The following is a 24,658-nucleotide window of genomic DNA, read 5'->3' on the forward strand; positions in this document are numbered from 1 at the left end:
ATTCACAGCATTGGAGCTGAATATGAGCGGTGGCATGGAAGTTACAGGGGGAAACAGTCATCTTCAGGTACCTACTGGAAGTTCGGGTGGCAATACGCCTGTTTCAACCGACGGTAATACGCCTACCCATAAAGTCACTGGACCTGTAACGCCTGAGTCACAACTGAGCCAGCTTCAGAAAAAGCAGACCTCCGATGTTCCTATTCATGACAGAAAGACAGATACCACTCCTCCTTCTACAACACCGGGTCTAAAACCTTCCAAAGAGACTTCGACTGAGAATCCCGCAAAGACTGAAAAGGAAGAAGAGACTCCCGAAGCAAAAGCAGCCAGGGAAGCTAAAGAGCTTGAAAGCATGTCTGAGGATGAACTCAAGGCCAAGCAGAAGGAAAAGCTGGATGAAGCGGCCAAGATTTCTGATCGTTATGAAGAGTTTTCTTTGTTGGGGCGTGCCAAGGGAGCCCTGGATAATCCAAAAAATGCACCCAAAGACCTCAAGGTGACTATCGCCTTGCCAGGTAAAGAGCCTGTGACTCTGATTCCCTGGGACGACAAGCTCATGGAGAGAGAAGATTTTCAGGAGCTATGGGATACCGCCAAAAAAGTTCTGGCAGAGCACGAGACTGGAAAATTTGAAAACTACAAGGCTGACGACGATTTCAATAAACTATCTGAATTAAAAAGCAGTATTAAGCAGATAGCGGATAAGTTAGGGGACAATAAATACGAAGAAGGTGAAAGGGATCACGACAACGAGTGGGAAAAGCTTTGGAAAGACGTACGCCATAAGCCCGTGAGGCTGGAGGCTTATGAAGGTCTGAATCGTTCAGACAGAACCCGCGTTGTTGCTGAACCTCTGCCCGAATCAGCTCAGGAAAAACTGAAGAAAACCAAGAATTCTGAGTCTGAACCTAATGAATCAGAAACGAATCCCGGACATGTCTCCAAGCCCGATGAGAATGAAGGCAATGGTGGCACATTAAGCCCTGAAGAGTTGCAAAAGCAAAGAGCTAAACTGCGACCTTCATCAGGACAAAGAGGAGCACCACCTCAAACAGGTAAGGCTCGATAGACTTGATTCAATAATTAAACTGTTCGGGAAAAGAACAATTGTTTCTCTCGTTCATAGCGCTGACCGGGTCTATTAACTGATCTCGTATGGAGTTCATAAAGACAGCTCGTGATTTGGAAAACTCTATGACACCACTGAGCAGTCCGGGAATATCTTCTTCGACAAACCCTGCCAGTAGAGGCTGGCTATGATGGGTTTCGCTGGTGTGAATCTTGAAAAAGTCCATATTTATTCCCGGCTGGTTCGAGAACACTTTCATAAATCCTCCCCATTTCGCTTGTGATTCATTGGCAAGAAAAGCGCCGATGGCTTTGTTAGCTGGAAGCTCTCTGGCATTTTTCAGTGTTTGAATCATGAAATCACCGGGGGATTGTGTTTCATCCAGTGAGACGCCCATGCTCCTGGCGGTTTCTATAAACATTTGAGTATGGGGCGGAGTTCCACAATAGCCCAATTCGTCCCGTAAGTTCTCTTCTAGCGATTGTCTTGTGGTATCAGGAATATCGGAGCGTGTCAGCAATGTCTCAGGCCATTTATAAAAATGACCTGTAAATGACCAGGTGGCTCCGATGATGGCAGGAAATTTATAAATATGTATGGACTTTATGATTTCATCTTCAGTTAATTCCCTTGAGTACTGTTCAGACAACTTACAACACAACGCATAAAGGGAGTCCTGATACATAAAAAGTCCTGCATTTAGAAAGTAATAATTATGTTAGATATTTGAAAGTAGCGGATATTGAAAGGATCTCCAGTTGCTAAACTGAAAGTCAGTGTCATTAAAGAGTGATCAGGATGAAAACATTAATGGTAATGGCCGTTTTAGTGATGGCTGCTGGTTGCACTCATGTTAATCAGGACGCTTTCCAACAGCTGGACGTGGGTATGAATATTGAGAAGGTAGAAGGTATTCTTGGCAAGCCAAGCAGCTGCTCAAATGAATTGGGTAACCGGGAGTGTGTCTGGCTAGATGGAGGCAGGGAGATTCGCGTTAGCTATATCGATAATAAAGTGGTGGTCTTCAGTGCAAATGGTCTGCAGTAATTGCTTGGTCAGCCGTATAAGATTCTAATAACGTATTCAGGGAAGAAACTATGTCAGGCGACTTCAGTACCGGTCCGACAGGATCTGGCTCCACCGCTTATAGTGGTGGCGTCCATAAGTCAGAAGAAAAGGGAACAGAAGGGCCTGTTAAAGCCAGATCAGATGTCAAGGGCAAGCTGGGTCCGTTGGATGAGAAACCCTTTAAGAATAAATCGATTTTCAAACGCAAGGCGAGTTCGCTCAATCAAAAACAAAACTCTTCACTAAAAGCCAAAGAAGCAGAGCTCGAAAAGAGAGCCGAGTCGTTGAGAGCTGAATTGGCAGCAAAGGATACGCTTTTTGATGTACAGGCTCTTTTAGCCAATCCAGACTATGTACCGGAAAGAAGGGAAGTGCGTGTTCTGTTGACTTCGGGTCAGTGGTTGAATCTTGTACCTCCTGACCGTGAAGGGATCAACAAAGCAGGGGAGAATCTGGATGATTTGCTCAAAGAAGTCGAAGAGGCTCTCTCGGGCTATGTAAATGGCCATTTGCAGGGGCGCTCAACGGCTGATATCAGTAAAGCCATGGAAGAAATAAAGCTGGATCTGATCAAAGTAGGAAAAGGGTTGACTGAGGCCGGTGATGACACGGACTGGTCAGAGAAGTGGAAAGCATTAATGTCGACTCCCGTCACCTTGAAAGAGACTGTAGATAAAACTGTGTCCCTGCCTATCTTATAACCAGCAATGGTTGAGGATAGGCCTCATGAACAAGCAACAGCTTGAAGCTTTCGCCCGTGAAGCAGCTAAATCCATCAAAACCGAAAGTGACTTGAACGACTTTCGGCAAATGCTCTCCAAAGTCACCATCGAGACTGCTCTGAATACCGAGCTGGATGAGCATCTTGGCTATGAGAAGAATGGCCAGAGCCCTTCTGGCAACAAAAGAAACGGTTCAACTTCCAAGCTTCTGAAGACTGAAGATGGTTCTCTCAACATTGAATCTCCCAGAGACCGTGACGGCTCTTTTGAGCCTCAACTCGTTAAGAAAAGGCAAACCCGTTTCACGTCTATGGACGATAAAATTCTCCACCTCTATGCCAAGGGTATGAGCACACGGGAGATCGTAGCCGTCTTCAAGGAACTCTATGCAGCTGATGTCTCCGAAACGCTAATATCCAAGGTGACAGACGCTGTTATCGAGCAGGTTGTAGAGTGGCAATCAAGGCCACTCGACGCTATCTACCCTATCGTTTATCTGGATTGTATCGTCGTAAAAATCAGGCAGGATAAGCAAGTTATCAATAAGGCTATTTATCTGGCCCTGGGAGTTAACATTGAAGGTCAGAAAGAACTTCTGGGTATGTGGCTCTCGGAGAACGAAGGAGCTAAATTCTGGCTTAGCGTCCTGACAGAGCTACAGAATAGAGGTGTACAGGATATCCTGATCGCCTGCGTGGATGGGCTGAAGGGCTTTCCAGATGCGATCAATAGCGTATTCCCTCAAGCTCAAATACAGCTCTGTATTGTGCATATGGTGCGTAATTCCATGAAGTACGTCCCGTTCAAGGACTATAAAGCGGTAGCTGCGGGGCTTAAGACCATTTACCAGTCAGTCACAGAGGAAGAGGCCTTGCAGTCTTTATCGAAGTTCGATGAACAGTGGGACAGCAAGTACCCGCAAATCAGTCGTTCCTGGAATAATCACTGGGATCACCTTCGAACGTTGTTCAACTATCCTATGGATATCCGAAAAGCTATTTATACGACGAATGCAATAGAGTCTCTGAACAGCGTGGTGCGCAAGGCGACCAGTAAGCGGAAGGTGTTCCCAACGGACGATTCCGCCAGAAAAGTGGTCTACCTTGCTATCATGGAAGCGTCCAAGAAGTGGACAATGCCCATCAGGAACTGGAAGCCGGCCTTGAATCGATTCATGATTGAATTTGAAGACCGGCTAATAGACTTTGTCTGAAATCAGGCAGAGACACAGTTAGATTTACAGTCTCCCTTGAAATTGACTACTCGTGGCCGGGAAGTAGTGCTTGAAAGAGTGCTGACACCGGAGCTGCCTTCAAAGGAAAATAAAAGGGAAACCTAAAGGTTTCCCATCCAGTTTCACTCTTCAAAGTCTTCTTCGAAGTCAGGGTAGATGGAGCCCATATTGATCAGCTCCATAATCAATTTCTGAGCTTCCTCTTCTTTTATTGAGCTCCAGTGTTTAGCCTCCAGACAGGCGGATTCACATAGCTTCAAAGCCAGGTTTCTGGTCGCTTCAGTTTTACATTCGTAAGATTCGCCATCCACGAACAGCATAAGGCTTTCTTGCTGTGCTGATTTCTGTTTGAAAGCCAGTCTGGATCCTTCATTAGTAAGCAGATCAATACCTTCTGCTTCTGCCTTCAGTTCTGCCCAGTCCTGATAGGTTTCTTCAACAGGCTGCTCGTGTTTGGGTTGGGTCATCATTTCACCAAACCATTCACTTAACAGGGCACGGTCTTCAATGTGTTCTTTCAGAATGGCTTGCAGGCGATCCAGTGCTGTTTCATCTATCTCACCCTTATGGGCAGGCAGTGTTTGATCCGGGTCAGAATAGCGAAGGCTCTCGGGCAACTGGTCAGCGATGAAGTCGGTGAACTGCATGAGAATCTCGCGATGGCTGGGTGCCCTGAAACCTACCGAAATCGTCATGCATTCACCTTCAGCCGCACCGTGGTGGCCTACACCTGGAGGCAGATAAAGCATATCGCCGGGCTCAAGGACATAATCTTCCACTACTTCGAACTCAGAGAGAATGTGCAGTTCTGTCTCTTCCAGTCTGGGTGAGGAAGCGTCATAAACCGGACCAACCTGCCAGCGTCTTTTTCCTTCAGCCTGAATCAGGAAAACATCGAAGTGGTCATAATGAGGACCCACAGAGCCGCCGTCGGTGGCATAGCTGATCATGATATCTTCAAGGCGCCAGGAAGGAAGAAAATCAAAATAGTCCAGCAGGGAGTGAACCTCAGGCACCCAGTGATCGACGGCCTGAACCAGAAGTGTCCAGTGACTGGGAGGAAGGTTGGAAAAGTCGGTCTCGGTAAATGGCCCCCTTTTTAGCTGCCAGGGCCCATCGGTCTGCTCAAGGCCTTTTTCCAGAACGATGCGGGATTCAACCTCTTCTTCCAGGGCCAGACCCGCCAGTTCGTCAGCGGAGAGAGGCGATTGAAAGTCAGGGATGGCATTTCGAATCAGCAGGGGTTTCTTTTGCCAATAGCTTTCCAGGAAAGCCGCAGGTGAGATGGAACCCAGAATTGACTGTTTCATTGAATTTCGTCGAAATGTAAATAAACGGCGGCAAGATTAACACACTGTAGCCTTATTTATAGGCTTCGCTGTAGGATAAGTCGTTCATAAAAGGAGAATAAGAATGAAAGTCTATGGAGCAACCATTTCCCCAATGGTCCGCAAGGTCTTGATGGCGCTTGAAATCAAAGGCTTGGATTACCAGGTTGAGTTCGTGATTCCATTTAATACACCGGAAGGCTTTGAAAAAATTAGTCCCTTGAAAAAGATTCCGGCACTGGTGGATGGCGATGTTTCATTGGCTGATTCAACCGTGATTTGTGAGTATCTTGAAGATCGTTATCCTGAGACGCCACTCTACCCTTCTGATCCTGTTCTGAAAGCCAAAGCCCGCTGGTTTGAAGAGTACGCTGACACGGTTTTGATGAAAGTAACTGCTGAGGGTTTGTACTTTGAGCGTGTGGTTAAAAAGCTGATGGGTATGGAAACCGACGAAGAGAAAGTGCAGAAAAACCTCAAGAAAAATATGCCAAAAACACTGGACTACATGGAGAGTGTTTCTCCAGCTGAAGGTTTTCTGGTGGGGGATTCCCTGATGATGGCTGATATTGCCATTGGCTCAAGCTTCATCAATGCCGGGTATGCAGGTTTTGAGCCCGATTCTTCAAAATATCCGAACTTTGCCGCTTATATGCAAAGAATCAAAGCCCACCCGGCTTTTCAGGTACGAATGAAAGAAGACGCTAAATTTATCAATAAAGAATAATCACTGACCTTTATTTCAGACTGCTCAACATTCTGGCCACGGCCGCTTCTGCCCTGGCCATACGCATCTCGCTTGTGAGTCCGGAAACAATCGTACCCTGGGCTACACCTTTCCAAAGTGGGTCGCCGGTGTTTGCTCGAACCAGGGCTATGGCGATGGTTAATTTTTCCTGACCGGGTTCTGTCACTAACCCTGGTGTTGTTCCAAAGAATCGAACCAGTTCTGCATCTGAAACAGTGGTGTCAGAGGCAATGCCGTATCGAACAATGAGCGGCGCCTGAGGAAGTTGGTCAGGGTCAATCTTCATTCTGTCAGAGAGCTGTTGGGCAATGGTGCCTTCCAGCTTCTGGTAGACATTTTCCCGGTTAGGGAACATCGGATCTGATTCTTCTGGAATGATCGGTTCAAAAATCAAACCATCAAAGTCAGACAATGAAAATCGATGCAGGGGAGAAGAAGTGATCGACAAAGGTGCAACCTGAGGCTTTTTCTGCGGTACGGTCACACTGACACAGCCTGTAAGTGCTATGGAAATAGCCGTGATTGCAGCAATGGCTATTGTTCTCATTCTTCTCTCCTGCTGATAAGGAAAATATACGAGGGCGACAGACTGAAGTTCATCGATAATGCTATATTTTTTCAAGATTCTCAATGATCTGCTGCTAGCCTGGATACTGCGCAAAGCCTATATAAAATTGTTTGTATCTCTATTGCTGCCAGTGTCCTCAGGCAGCAAAATTCATGCAATATCCAGCTTAGGAATAGTCCTGAAATAACTTCCTTGCTGAACCCTTCTCAAACCCGTTCGGGCTGAGCCTGTCGAAGCCCAATACCACGACCCTTCGACAAGCTCAGGGTGAACGGAGTTTGTATGTAAACAGGGAGGTTAATTCGAGACAGCCCCTGGCACTTCTTATACTCTTTGAAACTGATAGACCGAACCCAGCTGAAGCAGGCGGGTGAGTTCATCAAGTGCGGTACGGGATTCAATCAACAGCTGTGGATCGGCCAGATCGGCTTCTGTCAGTCGATCACGATAATGTTTCTCTACCCACTGACAGAGTGTTGAATAGAGTTTGTCGTTCATCAGGCAGGATGGGTTGGCTGCCTTCAACTCTTCCTGGGTCAGTACCACTCTCAAGCGCAGACAAGCAGGACCTCCACCGTTGTTCATACTCTGTCTCAGGTCAAAGACCTTAACGTCAGTGATAGGGTTGTCCGCTGCCACCAGGTCATCCAGATAAGCAGACACCTGGCGATCACTCTGACAGTCTGAAGGCACGACAATGGACATCTCATTATCGGATGTGCTGAGCAGCTGACTGTTGAACAGGTAACTTTTAACTGCTGTTTCAACGCGAATTCGACTTTCAGGTACTTCAATGATGTAGAAGTCGTCGTGACCGTAAGCGGTCTTCAGGTCGTTATAAACCTTTGCCTGATCCAGAAAGGCTTTTTCATGGCAGAACAGAACATTACGGTTACCGACTGCAATCACATCATTGTGGAAAACACCCTGATCAATCACTTCAGGATTCTGTTGGGCAAATATTGTGCGCTGTTCGTTGAGCTTATGAGTGCGGGCTATGGCTTGAGAGGCTTCCAGAGACTGGCGAGCCGGGAAGCGTGATGGAGCTACTTTCGTGTCATCAAAGCTGTATTGGCCAAAGACAAAAAACTCTACGCCTTCATCACCATAGTTCTGACAGAACCGGGTATGGTTAGCCGCACCTTCGTCGCCAAAGTGTGAGGTACTGGTCAGTGCCGGATGATGGGTAAAGTGCTTCTCGTCAGGAAAGACTGCCCTGAGAATATTGCTGGTGGTTTCATGCTCAATAGAGCGATGAAACTTGCTGCACAGGTTGGCGGGCGTAAAGTGGACAGTACCTGTTTCTGTATCTGCGCTGGGAGAAACAGTCGCAGCGTTCGCGGTCCACATGCTGGACGCGGAACTGCAGGCTGCAAGAATTTTGGGCGCTTTTTTTGCTGCTTCAGCCAGCACTTGAGCATCACTGCCCGTGAATCCAAGTTTGCGCAAGGTATGCACGTCAGGTCTTTCCTGAGGAGCGAGCACTCCCTGTACCAACCCCATGTCGTGCAGTGCTTTCATTTTTGCCAGGCCCTGTAATGCAGCCTGTCTGGGGTTGGAAGGAGCAGACTGGTTGTTGGTTGAGGCAATATTACCCAACGAAAGCCCGGCATAGTTATGGGTAGGGCCTACCAGTCCATCGAAGTTTGCTTCAACTGTTTTACTCATTCTCAATCTTATCCATTTGTTGGACAGGCTCCTGGAGCCTGTCTTGATCAATTAAATTTTCAGGCCGGGTGCAAGTTTCTCTGGCAGAGACAGGCTTTCAGCCTCAACACTGGCAACAGGGTAAGCGCAGTAGTCAGCCGCAAAATAAGCACTGGGGCGATGGTTGCCACTGTCTCCAATACCACCAAAAGGTGCTGCGCTGCTGGCGCCGGTAATAGGCTTGTTCCAGTTAACGATTCCGGCCCGGCTCAGGTGCAGGAACTTTTCATAGTCTTCGCGATGATCACTGAAAATACCGGCGGACAAGCCGTATCGGGTGTCGTTGGCTTTTTGTATGGCTTCATCCATGTTGCTGTAGCGAATCACCTGCAGCAGTGGGCCAAAATATTCTTCGTCCGGAAGTTCCTTGATGGCGCTGACATCAATAATGCCGGGGGACAGCAAGCCAGTGCCTTCTTCCAGTTTGCTGGCCGTCAGCAGAGATTGGCCGCCCAATTGCTGAAGGTGAGTTTGCGCTTGCAGAATGTTGTTGGCTGCAGCTTCCGAGATGACAGCGCCCATAAAAGGCTGATCTTCGTCGTTCCAGTGACCCACCTTGATATTTCGGGCGACATCAACCAGCTGATCAACAAACGCATCTCCCCATTCTGTAGTGGGGATAAACAAACGTCTGGAGCAAGTGCAACGCTGACCAGCAGTAATGAATGCAGACTGGATCGTGTCATGAATAGCGGCTTTCTGGTCGGCTACTTCAGTGACGATCAATGGGTTGTTGCCACCCATTTCCAGAGCCAGAATCTTGCCAGGCTGGCCGCCAAACTGTTGATGGATAAGCCTTCCAGTGTTGGAGCTGCCCGTGAAAAACAGACCGTCGATGTCCTTGTGGCCAGCCAGAGCCATTCCGGTTTCCTTCTCACCTTGTACCAGATTCAGAACACCGGCTGGCAGACCTGCCTGTTCCCATAATTTGATGGTTTCTTCTGCTGTGGCAGGTGTCAGCTCACTGGGTTTGAAAACAACGGTGTTGCCCGCCAGCAGAGCAGGAACAATGTGTCCATTGGGCAGGTGTCCGGGGAAGTTGTAAGGGCCGAACACGGCTACTACACCATGAGGTTTGTGTCGTATGAAGGCTCGGGCGCCTGGCATGGTGTTTTCGGTGATTCCGGTGCGCTCGTTATAGGCTTTGATGGAAATCTCAATTTTGCCTTTCATGGCGCCGGCTTCTGTTTTGGATTCCCAGAGTGGCTTACCGGTTTCTTTGGCAATGGTTTCCGCCAGAAGTCCGGCATTCTGCTCAACCAGTTCTGCAAACTTTCGCACCAGGACGATTCTGTCTTCCAATGATGTTGCTGCCCAGTCAGGCTGCGCTTCACGGGCTGCTGAAATGGCCTGATCAACCTGTACAGGTACTGCCGCCTGACCCTTCCAGACGGATTCGCTGCTGGCAGGGTTCAGGGAGTCAAATGCCTGACCTTCACCCTGAAGCCATTGCCCTTTAATAAATAGAGAACCTTTCATGATTTTACTCCAGCTGTATATTGGCTAATGGCGGTTAACGTTTACTGTCACGTTGTGGGTTGAAGAGCTGCACCACTCTCAGTTCGTCGCCTTCTTTAACATTCAGGGCTTCTGCCTGCTCACGGGTGATATTGACTGACTCCAGCCCTTCAAACGACAGTTGTCCAGCCATGCAGCGAAAGTCACGGAAGCGACTGTTAGCGATTAACCAGACGGTTTCATCGGTATCGACTGAGTCATGGACTCTCACTCTATAACGTCTGGAGTCCCTCACTGCCCGAATGTCTTCAACCTGTGTCTCCAGAACCGGTCCGCCATCAAAAATGTCGATGTAGCCGGTGTAGCGGAAGCCTTCACTTTCCAGCAGTTTTCTGGCGGGGACGGTATCCTGGTGAGTCTGGCCAATAACGCTTTGAGCCTTGGCAGGTAGCAGATTGGTGTAAATTGCGTTGCGTGGCATCAGTTCGGCTATGAAGGACTTACCACGAGATACCTGCTGGTCAGCTTCGACAAAATCCACGGCAAAGAAGTGTCTGCCCAGAGCTTCCCAGAAGGGGGACTCGCCATCTTCGTCGGAATAGCCCCGGAGCTCAGCAATGATATTGTCATCAAAGCGAGGTTCATGCGCGGCCATGAAAAGAAAGCGGCATTTAGACAATAAGTGTCCATTGCTGGATTTTCGGTATTCCGGTGTCAGGAACAGGGTGCAGAGCTCGGAGTGGCCGGTATAGTCACTGCAGAGAGTAAGAGTCTTGATACGGGTATAGACATCCAGTTCTCTGGAAGCATGAACCTGTGTGTTGACCTTGTAGTTATACCAGGGGTCGTTCAGTCCTACGGCTGATTCAATACCGGTGACACCCACTACTTTTCCTGTGCGGGTGTCTTCCATTACAAACAGGTAGTAGGCTTCTTCCAATGGCTTCTCGGCACTGAAGGAACGAACTGCCCAATCGAGTTTTTTCTGCACCATTTCAGGGTCAGGTTGCAGGGAAGAGAAACCTACGCCGGTAATCTGGGCTATTTGCCAGAGTGCGTCATGGTCCTGTTCCGTGATCGGTCTGATAATCATCATAAGAAATAGTCAGGCCTCAATGGTCGTTTTTTATGATTCTTTTAATCTGAATATCACGGGTTTTAATGAATACCCCGAAATATTACCTACCTTATGTCCTGTCGAAACAGATCATAAGCTTTCCTCGTCAAACTGGGGTTTGACCGCAGGTTTCACTTTTTTGTATCGGTACTTTCAAAAATTTTGTCAGCGGAAGCGACTACGAATCCCTGGTACAGACTGCCGTCTGCCATGGGGTAACGCTTGGCAAACTCATAGAAACAACTGGGAACTTCCCGCTCCCCGTCCGAAAAACGTACGTTGACTTTCCCTGCCATAGTGGAGGACTGCTCGAGCAGGACTTCAGGAGAGCCTTTTACCAGACCGCCACTTTCATTCAGGATAAATCCGTGATCCTGCAGCATTTGATTGAGGACATGGATATCGTCGTGTGATTGCAGATGATTTATGGATACTGTGAAGTGATTGGGTCGGTAACCAAAAGCCGATACCCAGGCTGCGTATTCACTTTCCTTTAACAGTTCATCATAGGTCTTCAGACTGACATCCCAGGGACGTCCTGAAAAACAGAAGTTGTCTTGAGTGACGGAGGCTTCACTGACTTGATCCACCAGGTCGTGAATCGTCTTTTGAGCGTTTTCAGACAACTGATCAACCAGCAGTTCACTGATAAATACTTTGGGTAAAGTGTCATCGGGATGCTGAAAATGTTTGGCAACCAGCTTTCTGCCCGGGAACTCATAATCACCACCGGCTACGTATCCTGCAGCCAGAAAAGGACGGGCCACTTTTTCAAGATTAACCTTATCCAGGTTATAGGTACGCAGGGCAATATGATCATTAATGACCAGACCATTATTTTGTCCGGCAAAGAGATCATGGATTTTCCGAGCGTCGGGTGTCAGCTCCAGATAGTTTTGCCACATGGCTTCCAGAAGGTGTTTGATGTTATCCGTTTTGGCTTCTGTCATTGCCTGATTCCTCTACCTTGTTGTTTTCTCATCGAGGGTGATGATGAAAAAACGTATTTTGCTCATGGTGTTTTATCAGCTCATGGCTGTTTAATAGCTGGCTGCAACTCTGACTGGGTCTCTGTCATGCAGCTGCAGGAGATCAATTTCTTTCCGGGTCAGTGCAGGGGCTTCTGGATTGAAAGCTGTGCTGATGCATCGGAAAGATTGGGCGGAAGTATTGGCTACCAGGTATTCGCTATCGTCAGACAAGGTTTTTGTCGACACCGGAATGAATGTCTGACTGTCCCGGAGCGTTGTCAGGCGATCTGTGCCTGCTTCCAGAGTAGGGCCAGCGTCAAAAATATCGACGTACCCCTGATAGCTGAAACCTTCCCGCTCAAGAATATTAAATACGGGTTCCCGGTCCGGCCTGGGTTCTCCAATGACGGCACGCGCCTGCTTGGGTAGCAGACGGGTGTAAATCGGGTACCGGGGCATCAGGTCGGCAATAAAGCTTTTTTCCTGAATACCTGTGAGGTAGTTGGCTCTGGACATTTCCATAGGGAAAAAGTGGGTGCCAAGGCTGTCCCAGAAAGCAGAGCGGTTGTTCTCATCAATAACACCCTGGATCTCTGCCAGGATACGGTCGGAAAAACGATCACGGTGTTCGGCAATAAACAGCAGTCTGGCGCGGCTGAGCAACTGAAGGTTAGACCAGTTGTCGTCTTTTTGAGACATGAATAATGTGCAAAGACTGGTGTAGCCGGTGTAGTCCTGACAGAGCTTCAATGCCGTCATGCGGTTGATGGTCTGCAGGGTTTCAGAAGCATGAACCTCTTCATCCACGCGGAAGTTATAAAACGGTGCCGCCAGTCCAACGGAGGCGTTGATGCCTGCAATGCCCAGGATCTCACCCTGATCAAGGTCTTCGAGCACAAAGTGATAGCTTTCTTCACCGGCGCTTTCCACTTCCCGGCTCAAAGAATCTCTGGTTTTACAGATTAGTTCGGCGAGGTGATCCCTGTTGGCAGGCAGAGTGGTCATGGAGCCTCTTGCACTGTTTGCCAAGGCTTCCAGTGCACTGAGGTCATGGTATTCGATGGGCCTGACAATTTTCATTGCTTGGCCTCTGGGTTCTTCAGCCAGTCATTGCCATTGCCTTCTGATTCATCTTTGGCCAGGGTCAGCAAAAGTGCCGCACTTAACTTGGCTCTGGGCACCAGGCTGCTGATTTTCATATATTCCTGCTCGCTGTGGATATGGCCACCCTGAACACCCAGAGTGTCAATATTGGGAATACCCGCAGAGGCAAGGTTGTTACCATCGCAGCAGCCGCCAGTGGGTTTGACATCAATATTCAGTCCCAGGGCATGACCGCATTCTTTAGCCAGCTCGAACAGTTGCTGGTTCGCAGGAGACAATACTTTTGGCTTTCTGCCAAAGTGGCCGTGAAGCTCCAGACGAATACCATTACGACTGCTGATTTCATTCACAATCATCTGCAGTTCCTGCAGGCACCAGGCTTCATCTTCCGGTTTTTCAAGCCGGATATTGAATCGATTGATGCATTTATCCGGGACAATATTGGTTGGGCCACCGCCGTGAATATAGCCCGGGTTAAAAGTGACGCCTTCCCGCTTGCCGTTCAAGTCGTCCATGGCTGAAACAAAGTCACACAGCGCACGAACTGCGTTGCGTCCCAGGTGATGTTCTCTGCCCGCATGGGCGGCTTTGCCATAGCAGACAGCGGTGAAGTTTCCGCTGCCTTTGCGTTGTCCGGCCAGGTCCCCATTGGGAAAGCTGGGTTCATAGATCATGCCAAGGTGTACACGGCTTGCGGCGTCTTTTATCAGTGCGGCTGAACCCGGAGAACCTATTTCTTCATCCGGATTGAACAGGATTTCCCAGCCGATGCTCTCAGCCCAGGGACTGGCTTCCAGAACCTTCAGAGCATTCAGCATAACTACGATCCCACCTTTAAGGTCTGTCACTCCAGGTCCGTTGATGGTGTCTTCATCGAGATGAACCACTTTCTGGAATGCGCTGTCTTTGGGAAAAACCGTGTCCATATGTCCACAAAGAAAGACTTGCAGTGGTGCTTCTGGACGCTTGCGGATTCTCAAGGCCTTACCCAACTCGTGCTGATTAACCTCTCCCAGATCATTAATAACCTCGTGAGGTTTCAGATCTATGACTTCCTGCTCGCCACCCAGGTCAGCCGTCATTGCTCTCAGACGTTCCATAACCTGATTTACACCTGCTGCATTCAGGCTGCCGGAGTTGATTTCAGCCAGCTCAATGGTGTGCTGCAGCATCTGGCTTTGAAGAGTATCCAGACTTTGCAAATAGGAATGGAGAGGGGCAAGACGGTCTGACATGAAACACCTGTTCTTTTTATAGAGCTGATTTTGAAATGCTCAGGTACACAGGCATTTCACTCTGATAGTTGTTTTGATTATTTAAGTATATGAGGTGCTGGTGGCGGCCACTCTTGATTTTGCGACAGGAAGTATTCTGATACGGACAGTAGTCATTCTGTATCATCAGGCAGGTCTGACATATTCTTGGCAAGCTACCTGAAACTGGCCACGGATTTTGCCTGATGAGGCTTACTATCAAATGAGGTGAGGTAGCCTGTCAAAACGAGGTAAGAGCTGAACAGGAATCAGGGTGATACTCAGTTCTTGAAGAGTGTTTCCAGAGTTTATCCCACCACACTTTTTTCAGCTGTTTCATGCTTTCAGGGTCCTCAATAATAAAGCCGTATTCCTGAAGGTTGGAGTAGTAAAGATTTTGGGAGCCTACGTAGTACAAATCATCATCTACCATCACAACCTTGTAATGATTCGTGGGGCTTGATCCATCTGGCCAGGTGTCATCAGGACCAAAACGATTAGTGGCCAGGTGCAAGCGATCACAGGCACCCTTCTTCAATGTCTCTTCATCAACTGGGTTTGTCGAGTTGCTATTAAGGCTTTCCATTATGGAAAAAACTTTCTGCCATACCTCTTCAGGCTTTGTTCTGTTGACATCATACTCCAGCGCGCTTCGCCCCATTGAGGAGAGGATAATGTACACATTCTTTCCTCCAAGAAGGACAGATGCCAGGGCAGTCATGGCATCGCTGCCAGCAATGGATTCGATAGCCTGCTCAGGCCAGGTATCCCAAAGCACACTGAAAGTTTGCTGAGCAATGTAGACATTCTGTTGAGAAGACTGAATTAACAGGGTGAGTGCATAGTCTGAGGGGTTGGCTTGTTTACCATCAGGCAGCAGGCCACATCCTGTTCTGCCTATGGCCAGAATGGGCACCTGCCCTTGGGAGTCGAGAGTTGGCCTGTTGATAGCCTCAGGGCAGATATTACATGTAATGGCCTTGTCGTATTTATAGGTGTGAGAAAGAAAAGGGTTGTCTGTGTCCTTGCAGGCGCTTTCCCAAAGTTTGTCAGTGAATGCTTGTGCCAGCTGAATCACAGGTCCTCGTATCTCGTACATCAAGTCGTAGACATATCGTGTATATGCCTGGTCAGTCAGATTCATGCCTCCCGTGATGAGCTGCTTATCATCTATGATGATAAGCTTGGAATGATTCCAGGACAGGCGCTGTAACGGATTTAGTGTGGCCCCATCGCAGTGGCGCAGCCCCCAGCTGGTATGAGTGGCTGCAAGATAGACTGTGACCTGCTGGTCAGGGATTTTGCTGAGATCTTCGGTCAAAAACCGCAGTGTTTCTTCGCCAGAGACCCCGTCAAGCCCTGGATGAGACAGTGACAGGCCAGCAAAGCCTGCCAGAATTCTCAGCTCTACGGATTTCCCAGTCATTCCCAATCGCGTGATAGCACTCCGGAGCATGGCCAGGAACCGTCCTGTCGTATAGGGGTGATAAAGGGCTATATCAACCCTGTGTTCTGCCTGGATGATCCTTTCGAATAAGTCATCCAGAATTTGATCTGTTGCGCCTGTGCACATGCGAGTGTCACGACCGGTGAGACCATTGTAAAAAGTATTCAAATGCTGGCATTGTGCATGGGGGTTATCCGGGCTCTGGCATTCGCTGTCGTTGGTGCAGAGTTTGAGCCCAAATAAAGGATCTCGACCTGCCTCTTCCGTATTGAAATCCCTGATGACGATATCCCGCGTAGACATTTCAAAGGTGTTTACCGGGAACGATGGTATCAGTGCGTTTTCCGGGATGGTGTTACCCTGACTTAACCCGTAGAGCCAGCCTTCATATTGCCCTTCAGGGTCTGTGGCTTCTTTCATTTGGTTGTATAAAGGCAAGAGCCTCGAATCCTCTGCCAGTGAGCATGAACAGATTCCACTCACTGTGAGAGTGAGAATAATAGAAATTTTTTTGATGGATTCTATAGCAAGCATGACAAGAAGCTTCCTTGAAGATTCTTGTAAAGAATAGAACCAGATAAGTATATGAGGTGCGGGTCGCGACCACCGTTATTTTGGTCAGGAAGTATTCTGATACGGACAAACCCTTGCCAGGGTGGGGAAAGGCGAGGAAAGCACCGACCGGGCGGCCGGTGCCATTTGGACTCTTACTTGACGACTTTTGCTACCGCACGTTCCAGTGCAGCCATGCCTTCACGAATGTCTTCATCAGGAATGATCAGGGATGGCGCCATTCTCAGAACATTCGGACCCGCTACCAGCATCATCAGCCCTTCTTCAGCGGCGGCGGCCAGGAAGTCTTTGGCTTTGCCGTGCCATTCTTCGGTGAGCTCAGCACCAATCAGCAGGCCTCTACCACGGACTTCCTTGAAGATGCCATAGGTTTCATTGATGCGCTCCAGCTCACCACGGAACAGTTCGTGCTTGCTGGTTACATTGGCCAGAACCTGGTCGTCATTGATCAGGTTGATGGCTTCCAGGGCCACAGCACAGGCCAGAGGGTTACCACCGTAAGTGCTGCCATGGCTGCCAAAACCGAAGCTTTTGGCTACTTCATCGGTAGCCAGCATGGCGCCAACAGGGAAGCCGCCACCCAGAGATTTTGCTGTGGTCAGGATGTCAGGTGTCACACCGGTAGCCATGTAAGCGTAAAGCTCACCGGTACGGCCTACACCGGTTTGTACTTCATCATAAACCAGCAGAGCTTTGTGCTCGTCACACAGCGCCCGGACACCTTTCAGGAATTCAGCATCTGCCGGAATAACACCGCCTTCACCTTGAATGGGCTCCAGTACAACTGCACAGGTTTTGTCGGAAATGGTGGCTTTCAATGCTTCCAGGTCATTGTAAGGCAGGTGGGTAACACCCGCTGGAACCGGTGCATAACCTTCACAGTATTTAGGCTGACCACCCACGGTTACCGCAAACAGGCTGCGACCGTGGAAGGAGCTTTTGAAGGAAATGATTTCATGCTTTTCAGGACCGGTGTGGTCAAAAGCGTATTTTCTGGCCAGTTTGAAGGCGGCTTCGTTTGCTTCAGTACCGGAGTTGCAGAAGAAAACCTTGTCTGCAAAGGTGATTTCGGTCAAGCGTTGTGCAAGAGCAAGAGCCGGTTCGTTGGTGTATACGTTACTCAGGTGCCAGAGCTTTTCGCTCTGCTCTTTGAGCACTTTGACCAGCTGCGGGTGGCAATGGCCCAATGCATTGACGGCAATGCCTCCGGCAAAGTCAATGAATTCCCGGCCTTCCTGATCCCAGATTCGTGAGCCTTTTCCGCGAACGGGAATCATCGCCTGTGGTGCATAGTTGGGCACCATGACTTCGTCGAAGGTCGCTCTGTTTACGGAATATTCGGTCATCTCTTGTCCTCGGGGCTCATGGCTTTTTTATAGTGAGCACTTTTCTTCACTGAGGGTGACGAAAAAGGGTGCTTGGGCTCATGGCTGAATTTTCGTGAAATTATTCATCGCTAAAGAACCTCTGCTCAATGAATGTCTTCAGGTAGCAGTATTCTTTTTGCTGTTTGTCTCTTCATTATGGATCAAAGCCAGAGCAAAGAGTTTACACCAAGCGACCAGGAGTTTTCTCTAAGGACCGCTAATTAAATTAGCACTCAGAATTTAAAGGCTTCTGCTACTTTCATCTTTGTGTTTTACATGAATGAAGCCGGGTTATGGAGTACACGCCAGAAAAAGCCAGAGGGTATGTTGAGGAAAAGAATCATCTTGGTTTTCTGACTCTCAGAGACCTCCCTGGTCTATTGGAAAAATACGTCAAAACAGGTACAAAAGCACTGGACTATGGTTGTGGGGCAGGGATGATGATGCCTTTGATCAAGCGCTGCGGATTTGATGTAGAGGGCATGGATATTTCGCTCAATATGTTGAACATTGCTATGAGAGATCATAAAAACACCGCTTTCACTCATATTGATTCGGCATCCATTCCCCGCCCGGATGAGCACTATGATCTGGTTTTAATCTGTTATGTACTGGTTGAAATCTCCTCATTATCCGAGATGGAAGCTATTACCCGAGAAGTTCATCGGGTGCTTAAGCCCGGAGGTATAGCCGTTGTTATTGTTAGCTCTGAGCAGAAGTTCAGCGGCGACTGGATGCTGGTGGATAATGACTTCCCTGAGAACCAGAACCTAACCAGCGGTAGTCGTGTAAAATGTCGTCTGGGTGATTCCAAATTGGTGTTTGAGGATTATTTCTGGACGGATAAGGATTATCGCTCGGTTTTTACCCGTTCAGGGTTGAAGGTCCTGAAGTGGCACCAGCCTTTAGGTAGAGAAGAAGACGGATTACCCTGGAAAGATGAGCTTCACTCGCCTCTTTTCAGTATCTACGTTCTGGGTAGGTGAGCTCCCAGTCCGTGGTCAATAAGCTCTCTACGCCAGATGTCCCTGAAGGTTGCTACCTCTTCATGAATAATACCCGGGCTGGTCTCTGTAAATAGTTTCTTTGAGTGGCTCAACAGGGCTTTTTTGTCGTTATTGTTCTCAGTGTACTTTACGGCTCTCATGCAAAGTAGCCCGTTAAGCTGTGCGGGTTCAACACAGCTAATGTCAGGCTCATGGTCAATAATGGACTGGCAGAGTTCAGCCAGTTCATTCACCTCTCTTTCTTTGAGTGTGTCATCTTCCAGCATTAACTCCAGATAGACTCTTATGGCTTCGTTTTTCAGCCAGGAAAGGTTTCTGAAGCCGTACATCTGAGTGGGTATGAGGATGTCACCTAGAGTTTGCAATTGATGGTCAAGTTCCGAGATATGGGCTTTCACTTGATCAATGTCATCCAGCTCGGAAAGGCGATCTGCAAAAAGTTGTGCTTTGTTAACCTGGTGCTGTTTGCATAAGGAGATCAGAGGCTTTAACAGTGCTTTCAGGGCTCCCTGATAGCTAGCCAGACGTTCTGAAATATTCTTTTTTTTATGCTCAAACCATTTCGGTGGTGCAGGAATGTTTTTTTCTGCATCAACACTTTTAAGTTTATATCCCTGCCATTGTCCTTTGGGGTCTCTGGAGGGCAACCTTTGCATCAAGCGGGTAAGAGGGACAGCTTCAGTCTGATTGGTTCGCACTTTCAGCCACCGGGTGGTTCTCTCACTCAGTTTGTCGGCAGGGAGTACTTAAAAAGCAGATTTTTATGGAGTTTCCGGGACTGAAAAAGAGCGCTCAAGCCGGGTGCTTTTCTTATTCTTATCCGTCAGCGTTATGGTTAAGGCTAACTGGTCGTCATTTGACAGGTTGAAAGCGATTTTCGAAAGAGTGGTCCGGTCATCAGGAGAGAGTTTGATCTGGCGGCTTTGTCTGGATACTGCGTTGCCATGTTTACCTGATTTTCGGGCTTCAATTCTGTATTGATATATCCCTGTATGTAGACTGATTGCCGATGGAGTCAGATAAAGAGTTTCTCCTACCCATGTTGACTGGATCTCAATCAATACTTCTTCTGAAGCAGAAACCTGGTGGGCAAACAGAAGGGATGTCAGGGAAAGTAGCCTGAGAAAACGTCTCATACTCATAAAGGCTGTCATTTTCCGGTCATGCGTGAGGAAAAGAGGTTGCCCCTGAAGGCAACCTCTCATGCACTTAAGGAGTGCTGGTGCTGCCCTGATAGACATTAGCAACGTTAGAGCTGCCAGTCTGGAGGCTGTAGGCGTAGTTGTTGGAGTCAGTCTGAACAACGGTAATGCTATGGTTGTTACCTGCCTGATCCAGGTGAGCATCGTTGTTGTTACCGGTTTGAGTCAGCAATCCAACGCTGTCAAAGCTATTGCCAGGCCAGGATTCAATAACACCTCTGTTGTCATTACCGGTCTGGGTAATGGTGGCTTCGTTATTGTCGCCACGAGCGTTGTTGTTAGCTCTGTTATTGATGCCTTCCTGAGCGATAGAAACCAGGTTGTTATCACCAAATTGAGTGATTCCGGAACGGTTACGCTCGCCCAGCTGAGATACTGTACCGGTGTTGCTGATGCCTCTCTGGTTGAATCCAGAGAAGTTATTCACACCATCCTGCTCGGATGTGGCGCTGTTTTTACCACCGTTCTGGGTAGCGAACAGAGTACTGGTGCCACCTGTCTGCTTGAACTGAATCAGGTTGTCATTACCGATTTGAGTCAGACGAGCTACAAGGTTATCACCCAGCTGTCCACCTTGATAAACCTGAGGTACAGAAGAGCTGCCCTGGATGGTGTTTGCAGTACCGTCCTGGGTGGCAGTGATGGAAAGGCTGTTACCTTCCTGCTGCAGATTGGCAACGTTGTCGTTCCTCAGTTGCAGAAGGGATACTGTTGAATCTTGAGTGTTCACCTGATCCACTTTTGCTGCGTTGTTATCACCTTGCTGACTGGAGGTTACAGTGTTGTTTGCTCCATTAATCTGAGAAACGGTAACGTTATTCAGATTACCAGTCTGGGTGTTGTTGACAGTACTGGTGGATTGAGAGAATTGTCTCAGGTTGGCTACGTTCTGATCTCCGTCCTGATCGGACTGAGCGGTATTATCCGTAGCGTCGATCTGCCAGATATTGGCCAGACCATTCCTGCCCGTCTGGTTGATTGTGGCAGTACTAGTGGTGCCAGCCTGGTTTACAGAAGCATTGTTATTGTTGGCGTCTACTACCTGGTTGATAGTGGCTGTCAGGTCCTGACCATTCTGTCCCACGTTAGCGCGGTTATCACTGGAAGCAGCATAAACACTGCCAGACATCATCAAGGCCAAAGCCAGAGGCGTTAATTTTTTCATGATCTTTCCTTGTTAGGGTTTGGGTTAGTTACTCTGTTCGATCTGAACATTCTGGTTGCCAGACTGAATAACACTGACAGACAGTCCGTATCCGTTTTGAATAATGTAGGCGGAATTGTTTTCGCCCAGTTGAGTTAACTCGGCAACATTGAAGCCACCCAGTTGCGAAATTTCTGTGTAGTTATTAAATCCGGCCTGATGCATCAATACATTGTTGTAGTCGCCTGTTTGCGTGATGCTGGCCTTATTTCCCGAGCCACGCTGAATAGCGGTAATGTTATTGGCAAAGCCATTCTGTGAAGCATTGATGCTGTTATTGAAATTGAACTGGGCACTTCGAAATAGATTTGCTTCGCCAGACTGTTCCAACGTCAGACTATGGTCGGCACCCATTTGGATGACACCCGCCGTATTGCCTCCGCCAGCTGAAAGCTCATCCCAGCTATCAAGGTCCATTGCCAGCGATGGAAGCGAAAGGAAAAGTAATAAAATCCACAGCAAACTGCGCAAAATAAACACCTGAAAAGAATTAAATGCTGTATAGATTTTGTGGGAATCAGGTGGAGACAGGTATCATCAGAAAGGATGAAAATTTTAACTGTTTCACATTTCAACTCACCCGAATGGGTGAGTTGAGGTGAGGTTTATTTCGGGCTTATTTCGGTTTGATGACCCATCCCTCTTGAGAGTTAATCAATGGCAGACAGAACGGTGGGAGGACTGGCATTTAGATAAGGACCAAGAACTGGATTTTTGAGTTCCTCTGGGTCTTTCAACTGCCATGAGTTGGCTTCAATGCCCTGGGCAATAAGATGAAGAACGGCCGATTCAATGGCAGACATCACACATAACTGAACAGGCTCGTTGTTTGTATAGCCTCCTTCAGCCTCAAGCAGTCGTTTATATTCAACGAATTGATAAACACCGGCCTGAAGTTCATGGGAGAGAATCGTCTTGGTAACATTCACGCTGTGCAGAATCTGTCCTGTATAAATATCAACAGCACGCAGATTAACAGTGACCTGATCCTGACGGTATTTACCCGAGCTACCAATACCGAAGTAACGTGCGCCGGCGCCACCGGTTCTGACATTGCTTTCATAGGCAATGATGCCGCCTTCCAGTAATACACTGGCAGAAGCCAGGGGAGGGAGTGACGCAGAAGTATCTGCTCCTTTTTTTGCGGCCCGAATGATTTTTCTTTCAGTTAACAAATTCTGCAGGCCTTCTCTCTCCAGAGGAATAAACCATCCGGAGTCTTTCAGAGCTGTGTTCAACATAGCGGTGGCACCCTGGGTGACCGCTGTTGAAAAGTTGCTGGAAGGTGCAGGGCGATATTGCCCTGTTTGGTCCTGGAAGGCATAGACCGACGTAATGATTTTACCGGCAGGTTCGGGCAGTGAAGACAGATCCTGATAGGTTGCACTTCTGGGCATAAGAGTGGGTGCTTCTTCTGTAGAAGGAAACTTGCCGGTAATGGGATTACCAGCACACCCGCTGATCAGCAAGATGACCAGAACGAAAACTGCATGTTGCATTTTAATTGTTCCTAGTCTGCGATCAGTCCGTCTACCGTAATCGTCGTCGATTCTCCGGTATTCTTGTCAGTGGTTACGATATTCAGGCCATCGCCGCCTTGATCGATCTGTACGATGAAGTCGTCTGTGCTGAGCAGCCCCGAGTTTTGACCTCCCTGACCAATATCGGCCAGTAACTGGCTTAGCAGCCGTGACTGCAGGGAGTCATTAAACCTATCCAGGCTGCTTCTTTGGGATGAGCTTGAAGAGCCTGATGTATGTTTATTCTGGGATTGGGCATTACTTATAAGATAAGTACCATTAATAGGATTGCCGCCAAAAGAGGGATTAACAGGGGAGTACACCAGCTCGCTGGCAAGACTTTGTGTGGTTGTAAAAAGTGTGGCTGAAAAAAACAGAGATGCAGTCAAAAAGACAGGTTTCATAGTGATCTTCCTGATTCAAGGTTTCCTTTATGAGCTGATATCAGTCTCGATAGCGGCTCGTTTAATTCGAAAGTTATTCTGTCGTTGTTGTTTATTTAAAGTTAAAACTGTTTAGAACTCATCTTCAGCAAGGTCTTCACTGGTGTGAACACTTGAATTATTGAGCAAGTACTTCACTCGCTGTTCAACAGATTCCACTGCATGCATGGCTTTCTTTTCAATTTCAGAGCGTGCAGGACTGAGTGCAGTAATAAAAAGCAGCTTCCTGTTCATAGTGATCAAAATTTGGCTGCCCCGTAACGCGTCCGGATTTTCGGTGATCACCAGGTTGTCTCTAAGCGTCGGATTCAGTTCCCACCAGATTCGGGCAAACTGTTTATAAAAGTTTCGACCGGGTGGTGTCAGCGTTCTATCGATTACCAGCCCTTGTAAAGGGCTTCTGGCGCCTGGTGACGGCAGGGATGGATCATCAGCCTGAACCTGAAATATGATAAAGAAACTGGAAAGAATCATTATGAGAATACGGAACAATGCAGAACAGCTCATAATACTTCCTTGACTTCAAAGTGCCTGGCTGAGGTTTTTTACCCAGGCGCTGGCCTGAGTCCGGTTTTTAATATCAAGCTTTTTATAGAGATTCGATAGATGGGTTTTGACTGTGTTCTCGCTTAGAAAAATTTTTCTGGCAATTTCAGTATTGGTGGCACCGGTTGAGACCAGAACCAGTATTTCTCTTTCTCTGGGCGTTAAATCATCAGGAATGACTTTTTGAATCGGCTCTTCAATATGGGGTCTTCGTCGCATTTTTTTGATGACACTGGCCATGGTTTTTCTGGGAATCCAGTACTCATCATCCATAATTAACTGAATCCCCTTGATCAATTGACTTAGAGAGTCATCTTTATAGAACAAACCACGAATGTCGTATTGTTCAAACAAGAACTGAATGCATTGATTTTTGTCGGTATTGAAGAGTGCAATCCGATGGTTTGAGTGGTTGTTGGCTAGATTGGATATGACATTTTGAAGACGTTCTTGTGAAAGGATGCTCATATCCATAAGGAATAATGAACCAAAGGAATAAACCCGGTTAGAGGCAATAGTTCCAGGTGAAAGGGTTCTAAATTCAAAGTGCTTCTGTAAGCTGTTTTCAAGTAAGGTAATCTGGAAACTGTTCTCAGTGACCAGATAAACGACGCTTTTCATTCGAACATCCTGTTCTCAGCTTTTATTTTTATGTGGGGCAATTATCAGAAATTATTATTACAGTTTTAAATAATTGTTCAAGTGAGACTTTGAACACATTTGCAGGTTGCATTTTGTTCTTTAGGCATGTAAGTATTTTCCAATTGAAAAATGAGCCTGAAGAAGAGTGCATGACTCCGGCCTCAGGCTGGTCGTTCATAGATGACTGTTAGTAAGTTCTCTCTGGCGTTTTGAAGCCTTCGTGCCGCTTCATTATCGGTCATGACATGCGCTTTCGCCTCCAAACTTTTCAGGGTGACTCCGCTCTTCAAGTATTGCTGGGCATCTTGCAGAGAAACAAACTTTTCATAGGGCGTCATCATATCTTCGTAACGGTAA

26 protein-coding genes are annotated in these 24,658 nt (G+C 47.8%); 6 read left to right on the forward strand and 20 right to left on the reverse strand.

The genetic code is table 11. From position 1 onward, the window contains the following. Positions 1-22: 22 nt before the first annotated feature. Positions 23-1,072: a hypothetical protein gene (locus WG89_RS16570; protein WP_062268137.1), complete on the forward strand. Its 1,050-nt coding sequence runs from the start codon at positions 23-25 to the stop codon at positions 1,070-1,072. 7 nt (positions 1,073-1,079) lie between these two features. Here the strand turns inward: WG89_RS16570 and WG89_RS16575 are convergent, their stop codons facing one another. Next, entirely contained in the window at positions 1,080-1,757 is a 678-nt protein-coding gene (locus WG89_RS16575; RefSeq protein WP_062268139.1) for a heme oxygenase-like domain-containing protein, read from the reverse strand. A gap of 113 nt (positions 1,758-1,870) precedes the next feature. Here WG89_RS16575 and bamE point away from each other — a divergent pair, with 113 nt between their 5' ends. The 3 genes from bamE to WG89_RS16590 are packed head-to-tail and all read left to right on the forward strand — an operon-like array spanning position 1,871 to position 4,075. Further along, the gene (gene bamE, locus WG89_RS16580; protein ID WP_079253876.1) at positions 1,871-2,119 is read left to right on the forward strand and encodes an outer membrane protein assembly factor BamE domain-containing protein; all 249 of its coding nucleotides are present in this window, start codon (positions 1,871-1,873) and stop codon (positions 2,117-2,119) included. 50 nt (positions 2,120-2,169) lie between these two features. Beyond that, positions 2,170-2,841: a hypothetical protein gene (locus WG89_RS16585; protein ID WP_062268143.1), complete on the forward strand. Its 672-nt coding sequence runs from the start codon at positions 2,170-2,172 to the stop codon at positions 2,839-2,841. A 25-nt stretch (positions 2,842-2,866) separates the two neighbouring features. Next, positions 2,867-4,075: an IS256 family transposase gene (locus WG89_RS16590; protein ID WP_062268145.1), complete on the forward strand. Its 1,209-nt coding sequence runs from the start codon at positions 2,867-2,869 to the stop codon at positions 4,073-4,075. A 143-nt stretch (positions 4,076-4,218) separates the two neighbouring features. Here WG89_RS16590 and WG89_RS16595 read toward each other — a convergent pair whose 3' ends face one another. Next, entirely contained in the window at positions 4,219-5,406 is a 1,188-nt protein-coding gene (locus WG89_RS16595) for a cupin domain-containing protein (RefSeq protein WP_062268147.1), read from the reverse strand. 103 nt (positions 5,407-5,509) lie between these two features. Here WG89_RS16595 and WG89_RS16600 point away from each other — a divergent pair, with 103 nt between their 5' ends. Continuing rightward, positions 5,510-6,151, forward strand: a complete 642-nt coding sequence (locus tag WG89_RS16600; RefSeq protein WP_062268149.1) for a glutathione S-transferase family protein — start codon at positions 5,510-5,512, stop codon at positions 6,149-6,151. 10 nt (positions 6,152-6,161) lie between these two features. Here the strand turns inward: WG89_RS16600 and WG89_RS16605 are convergent, their stop codons facing one another. The 9 genes from WG89_RS16605 to WG89_RS16645 form a co-directional block, all read right to left on the reverse strand. After that, on the reverse strand, positions 6,162-6,719 hold the full coding sequence (locus WG89_RS16605) for a DUF4136 domain-containing protein (RefSeq protein ID WP_062268151.1): 558 nt from the start codon (positions 6,717-6,719) through the stop codon (positions 6,162-6,164). 345 nt (positions 6,720-7,064) lie between these two features. Continuing rightward, complete coding sequence (gene astB, locus WG89_RS16610; RefSeq protein ID WP_062268153.1) at positions 7,065-8,408, reverse strand: N-succinylarginine dihydrolase; 1,344 nt, start codon at positions 8,406-8,408, stop codon at positions 7,065-7,067. A 51-nt stretch (positions 8,409-8,459) separates the two neighbouring features. After that, positions 8,460-9,926, reverse strand: coding sequence for a succinylglutamate-semialdehyde dehydrogenase (gene astD, locus WG89_RS16615; RefSeq protein ID WP_062268155.1), 1,467 nt, complete (start codon positions 9,924-9,926; stop codon positions 8,460-8,462). A 34-nt stretch (positions 9,927-9,960) separates the two neighbouring features. Continuing rightward, a complete protein-coding gene (astA, locus tag WG89_RS16620; RefSeq protein WP_062268157.1) occupies positions 9,961-11,001 on the reverse strand; it encodes an arginine N-succinyltransferase in 1,041 nt (346 codons plus the stop codon). 152 nt (positions 11,002-11,153) lie between these two features. Beyond that, entirely contained in the window at positions 11,154-11,972 is an 819-nt protein-coding gene (locus WG89_RS16625) for a DUF1338 domain-containing protein (RefSeq protein ID WP_062268159.1), read from the reverse strand. 90 nt (positions 11,973-12,062) lie between these two features. Next, a complete protein-coding gene (locus tag WG89_RS16630; RefSeq protein ID WP_062268161.1) occupies positions 12,063-13,073 on the reverse strand; it encodes an arginine N-succinyltransferase in 1,011 nt (336 codons plus the stop codon). Then, positions 13,070-14,332 (reverse strand): hydrolase, encoded by a 1,263-nt coding sequence (locus tag WG89_RS16635; RefSeq protein ID WP_062268163.1) that lies wholly within the window; start codon positions 14,330-14,332, stop codon positions 13,070-13,072. The genes WG89_RS16630 and WG89_RS16635 overlap by 4 nt, the downstream gene beginning before the upstream one ends. 259 nt (positions 14,333-14,591) lie before the next feature. Next, complete coding sequence (locus WG89_RS16640) at positions 14,592-16,235, reverse strand: phospholipase D-like domain-containing protein (RefSeq protein WP_172806833.1); 1,644 nt, start codon at positions 16,233-16,235, stop codon at positions 14,592-14,594. Positions 16,236-16,504: 269 nt separating this feature from the next. Then, a complete protein-coding gene (locus tag WG89_RS16645) occupies positions 16,505-17,716 on the reverse strand; it encodes an aspartate aminotransferase family protein (RefSeq protein WP_062268167.1) in 1,212 nt (403 codons plus the stop codon). A 314-nt stretch (positions 17,717-18,030) separates the two neighbouring features. Between WG89_RS16645 and WG89_RS16650 the strand changes: the two genes are divergently transcribed. Continuing rightward, a complete protein-coding gene (locus WG89_RS16650; protein WP_062268169.1) occupies positions 18,031-18,723 on the forward strand; it encodes a class I SAM-dependent methyltransferase in 693 nt (230 codons plus the stop codon). Here WG89_RS16650 and WG89_RS16655 read toward each other — a convergent pair. The 9 genes from WG89_RS16655 to WG89_RS31225 all read right to left on the reverse strand — a co-directional run. Continuing rightward, entirely contained in the window at positions 18,705-19,442 is a 738-nt protein-coding gene (locus WG89_RS16655; protein WP_062268171.1) for a hypothetical protein, read from the reverse strand. The two genes, WG89_RS16650 and WG89_RS16655, sit on opposite strands and share 19 nt — an antisense overlap. Before the next feature lie 63 nt (positions 19,443-19,505). Then, a complete protein-coding gene (gene csgH / locus WG89_RS16660; RefSeq protein WP_216638506.1) occupies positions 19,506-19,886 on the reverse strand; it encodes a curli-like amyloid fiber formation chaperone CsgH in 381 nt (126 codons plus the stop codon). A 67-nt stretch (positions 19,887-19,953) separates the two neighbouring features. Beyond that, the gene (locus WG89_RS16665; protein ID WP_062268175.1) at positions 19,954-21,111 is read right to left on the reverse strand and encodes a hypothetical protein; all 1,158 of its coding nucleotides are present in this window, start codon (positions 21,109-21,111) and stop codon (positions 19,954-19,956) included. 24 nt (positions 21,112-21,135) lie between these two features. Continuing rightward, a complete protein-coding gene (locus WG89_RS16670) occupies positions 21,136-21,621 on the reverse strand; it encodes a curlin (protein ID WP_153301643.1) in 486 nt (161 codons plus the stop codon). A 179-nt stretch (positions 21,622-21,800) separates the two neighbouring features. Continuing rightward, entirely contained in the window at positions 21,801-22,649 is an 849-nt protein-coding gene (locus WG89_RS16675) for a CsgG/HfaB family protein (RefSeq protein WP_062268179.1), read from the reverse strand. An 11-nt stretch (positions 22,650-22,660) separates the two neighbouring features. Continuing rightward, a complete protein-coding gene (locus tag WG89_RS16680; RefSeq protein ID WP_079253878.1) occupies positions 22,661-23,074 on the reverse strand; it encodes a curli assembly protein CsgF in 414 nt (137 codons plus the stop codon). A 111-nt stretch (positions 23,075-23,185) separates the two neighbouring features. After that, entirely contained in the window at positions 23,186-23,620 is a 435-nt protein-coding gene (locus tag WG89_RS16685; protein ID WP_062268181.1) for a CsgE family curli-type amyloid fiber assembly protein, read from the reverse strand. 15 nt (positions 23,621-23,635) lie between these two features. Continuing rightward, a complete protein-coding gene (locus WG89_RS16690; RefSeq protein ID WP_062268183.1) occupies positions 23,636-24,280 on the reverse strand; it encodes a response regulator transcription factor in 645 nt (214 codons plus the stop codon). Between the two features lie 182 nt (positions 24,281-24,462). Next, positions 24,463-24,658 (reverse strand): hypothetical protein (locus WG89_RS31225; RefSeq protein WP_216638507.1); only part of this gene is annotated, 196 nt, incomplete at its 5' end.

Origin of the sequence: Endozoicomonas arenosclerae, assembly GCF_001562015.1 — a bacterium.
Classification (GTDB): domain Bacteria; phylum Pseudomonadota; class Gammaproteobacteria; order Pseudomonadales; family Endozoicomonadaceae; genus Endozoicomonas_A; species Endozoicomonas_A arenosclerae.

Bases quoted from the DNA above. Each gene is read 5' to 3' on its own strand.
- WG89_RS16570 (WP_062268137.1), top strand. From the start codon at position 23: ATGAGCGGTGGCATGGAAGTTACAGGGGGAAACAGTCATCTTCAGGTA.
- WG89_RS16575 (WP_062268139.1), bottom strand. From the start codon at position 1,757: ATGTATCAGGACTCCCTTTATGCGTTGTGTTGTAAGTTGTCTGAACAG.
- bamE (WP_079253876.1), top strand. From the start codon at position 1,871: ATGAAAACATTAATGGTAATGGCCGTTTTAGTGATGGCTGCTGGTTGC.
- WG89_RS16585 (WP_062268143.1), top strand. From the start codon at position 2,170: ATGTCAGGCGACTTCAGTACCGGTCCGACAGGATCTGGCTCCACCGCT.
- WG89_RS16590 (WP_062268145.1), top strand. From the start codon at position 2,867: ATGAACAAGCAACAGCTTGAAGCTTTCGCCCGTGAAGCAGCTAAATCC.
- WG89_RS16595 (WP_062268147.1), bottom strand. From the start codon at position 5,406: ATGAAACAGTCAATTCTGGGTTCCATCTCACCTGCGGCTTTCCTGGAA.
- WG89_RS16600 (WP_062268149.1), top strand. From the start codon at position 5,510: ATGAAAGTCTATGGAGCAACCATTTCCCCAATGGTCCGCAAGGTCTTG.
- WG89_RS16605 (WP_062268151.1), bottom strand. From the start codon at position 6,719: ATGAGAACAATAGCCATTGCTGCAATCACGGCTATTTCCATAGCACTT.
- astB (WP_062268153.1), bottom strand. From the start codon at position 8,408: ATGAGTAAAACAGTTGAAGCAAACTTCGATGGACTGGTAGGCCCTACC.
- astD (WP_062268155.1), bottom strand. From the start codon at position 9,926: ATGAAAGGTTCTCTATTTATTAAAGGGCAATGGCTTCAGGGTGAAGGT.
- astA (WP_062268157.1), bottom strand. From the start codon at position 11,001: ATGATGATTATCAGACCGATCACGGAACAGGACCATGACGCACTCTGG.
- WG89_RS16625 (WP_062268159.1), bottom strand. From the start codon at position 11,972: ATGACAGAAGCCAAAACGGATAACATCAAACACCTTCTGGAAGCCATG.
- WG89_RS16630 (WP_062268161.1), bottom strand. From the start codon at position 13,073: ATGAAAATTGTCAGGCCCATCGAATACCATGACCTCAGTGCACTGGAA.
- WG89_RS16635 (WP_062268163.1), bottom strand. From the start codon at position 14,332: ATGTCAGACCGTCTTGCCCCTCTCCATTCCTATTTGCAAAGTCTGGAT.
- WG89_RS16645 (WP_062268167.1), bottom strand. From the start codon at position 17,716: ATGACCGAATATTCCGTAAACAGAGCGACCTTCGACGAAGTCATGGTG.
- WG89_RS16650 (WP_062268169.1), top strand. From the start codon at position 18,031: ATGGAGTACACGCCAGAAAAAGCCAGAGGGTATGTTGAGGAAAAGAAT.
- csgH (WP_216638506.1), bottom strand. From the start codon at position 19,886: ATGAGTATGAGACGTTTTCTCAGGCTACTTTCCCTGACATCCCTTCTG.
- WG89_RS16665 (WP_062268175.1), bottom strand. From the start codon at position 21,111: ATGAAAAAATTAACGCCTCTGGCTTTGGCCTTGATGATGTCTGGCAGT.
- WG89_RS16675 (WP_062268179.1), bottom strand. From the start codon at position 22,649: ATGCAACATGCAGTTTTCGTTCTGGTCATCTTGCTGATCAGCGGGTGT.
- WG89_RS16680 (WP_079253878.1), bottom strand. From the start codon at position 23,074: ATGAAACCTGTCTTTTTGACTGCATCTCTGTTTTTTTCAGCCACACTT.
- WG89_RS16685 (WP_062268181.1), bottom strand. From the start codon at position 23,620: ATGAGCTGTTCTGCATTGTTCCGTATTCTCATAATGATTCTTTCCAGT.
- WG89_RS16690 (WP_062268183.1), bottom strand. From the start codon at position 24,280: ATGAAAAGCGTCGTTTATCTGGTCACTGAGAACAGTTTCCAGATTACC.